Source organism: Methanosarcinales archaeon (assembly GCA_014859725.1).
Taxonomy (GTDB): domain Archaea; phylum Halobacteriota; class Methanosarcinia; order Methanosarcinales; family Methanocomedenaceae; genus Kmv04.
Genome location: JACUTQ010000244.1, coordinates 1 through 2,332 on the forward strand (window position 1 = coordinate 1; position 2,332 = coordinate 2,332).

At 38.7% G+C, this 2,332-nt stretch carries 2 protein-coding genes and 1 pseudogene; all 3 read right to left on the minus strand.

The features are described from left to right. Positions 1 to 208 (minus strand): GDP-mannose 4,6-dehydratase (locus IBX40_12780; protein ID MBE0525185.1); only part of this gene is annotated, 208 nt, incomplete at its 3' end. 159 nt (positions 209 to 367) lie between these two features. Continuing rightward, positions 368 to 883 carry an acylphosphatase gene (locus IBX40_12785; protein MBE0525186.1) on the minus strand — a complete coding sequence of 172 codons (516 nt, stop codon included), beginning with the start codon at positions 881 to 883 and terminating at the stop codon, positions 368 to 370. 758 nt (positions 884 to 1,641) lie between these two features. Next, positions 1,642 to 1,893, minus strand: a pseudogene (locus tag IBX40_12790) (flippase). Positions 1,894 to 2,332: the final 439 nt, after the last annotated feature.

A 2,332-nucleotide genomic window follows, 5' to 3' on the forward strand; every position in this document is an offset into this window, starting at 1 on the left:
TCGTGGAGTCGGTCAGGTCGCCGTAATGCATGAAGAAATTCACGTTCCTCTCGTGCGGGTCTTTGTACAGGTGGTTTATGCGCTCAGTGTTGAATGAAGAGGATCGCCGCTTTATGCCGTGTACGATGTATCCTTTGTTTAGCAGGAACCCGGCGAGGTATGCGCCGTCCTGGCCTGTGATCCCAGTTATCAGGGCTGTTTTGGTCATGGTTGTTACCTTAAAATTTTAAGTTTTATAGAGACCGTTACATTATATGTTGGTGCAATAAAACTAACTGCTGATGAATGAGGATGCGTTACCTGAAAATCTGCGTTCATTTACGTAAATCCATGTTTGGTAAAAATGCCATTTCAGTTGGGTATATGATTATTTTTTTACAAGTATTTCAAGGATTTTCTCAAGGCGTAAATTGTGATCCTTCATCCACTGATTGTGTTCATCCATTTTTATTAGATGTTCTTTCATCCATTGATTGTGTTCTTTCTGCTCCATTACAAAAGAATTAAATCCATCTTTTATTGCCGAAGTATCGTTATTAATCCCTTTTAATAGTTCATTTCCAGTATCCAGCTTTCTGCCAATATCTGCAAGTTCATCAGTATACAGTCTCAGAAATTTTTGAGGTAGAAACATTTGAAAAGGTATCTCTTCCTTAAAGACTTCATCAATAACCAATCCTTTATGAGCTCCTCTTGCCTGCAGTTCTCCCAGAAATTCAGCAATTTCTCCATTTTCCCCACAGCATACAATTTTAATGCTATCGTCAATATCGTTAAAAACAAAACCCCTCAGGCCATAAAGCCTTGCAATATCCTCGATCAGAGCTCTAAAACCAATATCTTGAACTTTTCCTGTAATCATTATATTATAACATTTCTGCATAATAAAACCCATTTATTTGAATAGTATTAAACTTAACCACCTGATTTAAGGACATAGTAACAGCAAATCTGTGTCTGTCTAAAACATCCTCAAAGTATTTTATCATTTCTTATATGGCTAAGGAAGTACTGTTCCAAATGTCATCGGTTATGAGAGAAAAATGGGATGGAAAACGGATTGGCACTGATATTAAAATATCCGTGGGAATCCGTCAAATCAGTGTCATCCGTGTTCTATTTCAACTAATGATAAAGAATCATAATTATCGTTCGCATTTCGAAAATCGACATGCTTTAATCAATCAAAATCCTTAACCGATGATCATTGAATTCAATTTCTGGTCTTCCTTTAATATTTAACTTTTCATTGTAAGATGTATATTTAAACGTTGTGCGGGAGGCATTTTTGCGTTTGTCGGACTTTAGCCAAAATATATTTATTCTGTCATTATAATCGATTACCGTGCACCCGCTGCCCGCAAGGGCGGCAGGTTGGCAGCCGGCCGTTGTGGTTTTGGTGGTCTGGATTAAGGGGGTGGGATGGAGGGGAATATTGCACCGGTTGAGAATATCTGTTGACCTTGGGCCGGGAAGTTGTATTCAGTTGTTGTTGGTGGAGTGGCGCCATGGCTTTATAAATATATAATTTGAGATTATATTACACTGTAAAGGACGCAAAGCCAACCCAACAGAATGCTTTGCGATCTTTGCGCCCTTTGCGGTGAACCAAATAATGCTTTCCCGATCCCTCAGGGTCACTTCCCCCTCACTGATGCGCTTGATCGCAGCTCCACCAAAACCGCCGTCGGTAACAAGACCTATGATGCCAAAATATGCCCGGAACAGAAAATACGCACCCAGAACACCTGCACCCACCGCATGCGCAAAATACATCGTACTCAAAAATCCGATGAACGTAAATGCTATCTGCCAGATAAGCGACACTATACTCTGCTGCCGTATCGGCTCGATGGACATGATGCGTGAGAAGAAGGTATTTAGCTTGAGCATGTTTTTATCAGTAAATTAAAAAGAATGAATTTTCATTATTGTAATGATTTTGTCTTTTATCATATAATCCGGTAAATAAATTATGGTCATTTGAAATTCTGGTCTGATGTAAACAGCGAACTTATACGAACTTAAACGAACTCCCAGTGAATTAGGTTTGAATTCGTTCATATCGTTTTTACGCTTATTTGTTGTGTGGGTTTATGCTCTGTTGGTTGCATGGGGTTTTACCAAGCGCCGCTACTGTTGAAACATATAATTTAAATAATCAGTTCTATCAGAATAATAGTACTATCTCTCTGCAAGCTTTTCAAGAATTTTCTCAAGGCGCTGGTTATGCCCATCCATTTTGATTAAATGTTCTTTCATCCACTGATTATGCTCATTCTGTGTACATATATAAGAATCAAATTTCAAGTTCAAGCTGTCCATTCCTTTG